Origin of the sequence: uncultured Nevskia sp. (genome assembly GCF_903885465.1) — a bacterium.
Taxonomy (GTDB): Bacteria; Pseudomonadota; Gammaproteobacteria; order Nevskiales; family Nevskiaceae; genus Nevskia.
The window spans coordinates 1-1,632 of record NZ_CAISIQ010000199.1; the positions used below are offsets into that span (position 1 = coordinate 1).

The 1,632-nt window shown below is 65.0% G+C and carries 1 protein-coding gene; it reads left to right on the forward strand.

Going from position 1 to position 1,632, the window contains the following annotated elements; genetic code table 11:
- Window positions 1-25 precede the first annotated feature (25 nt).
- Window positions 26-1,632: catalase/peroxidase HPI (gene katG, locus QZY06_RS07590; RefSeq protein WP_295682398.1), on the forward strand; the 1,607-nt coding region annotated here is incomplete at its 3' end.

The window sequence follows — 1,632 nt, forward strand, 5'->3', positions numbered from 1 at the left end:
GACCGCCAGCGCCGATGAGGGAGCGGTGCGCACGACCCAGTTCTGGTGGCCGGAGCAACTGAATCTGGCGCCGCTGCGCCAGCACAGTGCCGAATCCGACCCGTACGGCAACGACTTCGACTACGCGAAAGCATTTGCCAGCGTCGATCTCGCCGCGCTCAAGGCCGACATCGCGGCCGTGCTGACCACCTCGCAGCCCTGGTGGCCATCCGATTACGGCAACTACGGTCCGTTCTTCATCCGCATGGCCTGGCACAGCGCCGGTACCTACCGCATCAGCGATGGACGCGGCGGTGCGGGCAGCGGTCAGCAGCGCTTCGAGCCGCTGAATTCCTGGCCAGACAACGTCAACCTCGACAAGGCCCGCCGCCTGCTGTGGCCGGTGAAGCAGAAGTACGGCCGCAACGTCTCCTGGGCCGATCTGATGGTGCTCACCGGCAACGTCTCGCTGGAAACCATGGGCTTCAAGACCTTTGGCTTCGCCGGTGGTCGCCATGATGACTGGGAGCCGGAGCTGGTCAACTGGGGGCCGGAAACCGAAATGCTGGGCGACAAGCGCTACACCGGCAACCGCGAACTGGCCAAGCCGCTCGCCGCCGTGCAGATGGGCCTGATCTACGTCAACCCGGAAGGCCCGAACGGCAATCCGGACCCGCTGGCCGCCGCCAAGGACATCCGCGACACCTTCGGCCGGATGGCGATGAACGACGAGGAAACCGTCGCCCTGATCGCCGGTGGTCATACCTTCGGCAAGGCGCATGGTGCGCACAAGCCGGATGAGTGCGTCGGCAAGGAACCCGCTGCCGCTGCCGTCGAAGCGCAGGGCATGGGCTGGAACAACAAGTGCGGCAAGGGCAATGCCGAAGACACCGTCAGCAGCGGGCTCGAAGGTGCCTGGACCTCGGCCCCGGCCCAGTTCACGCATCAGTATCTGAGCAATCTGTACGCCTTCGAATGGGTCCAGACGCGGAGCCCGGCCGGTGCCGTCCAGTGGGAGCCGAAGAACGCCGCGCAGGTGCAGACGGTTCCGGACGCGCACATCAAGGGCAAGATGCATGCGCCGATCATGTTCACCACCGATCTCGCGCTGCGCACCGACCCTAGCTACAAGAAGATCACTCAGCGCTGGCTGAAGAACCCGCAGGAATTCGACGCGGCTTTCTCGAAGGCCTGGTTCAAGCTGACCCACCGCGACATGGGACCGCGCGCCCGCTACATCGGCAATGAAGTACCGAAGGAAGAGCTGGTCTGGCAGGACCCGATTCCGGCCGTCGATCATCCTCTGGTCGATGCGGCGGATATCGCCTCGCTGAAGGGCAAGATCATGGCCACCGGCCTGAGCGTGCCGGAACTGGTGCGTACCGCCTGGGCATCGGCTGCCAGCTTCCGCAATACCGACTACCGCGGTGGTGCCAACGGTGCTCGCATCCGGCTTGCTCCGCAGAAGGATTGGGCGGTCAACAATCCGGCTGAACTGGCGAAGGTGCTGGCCAAGCTCGAAGGCGTGCAGAAGGACTTCAACAAGCGTGCGTCGGGCGGCAAGAAAGTGTCGATGGCCGATCTGATCGTGCTCGGCGGTGCGGCGGCGATCGAAAGCGCCGCGCAGCAGGCGGGTCAGACCGTCTCGGTGCC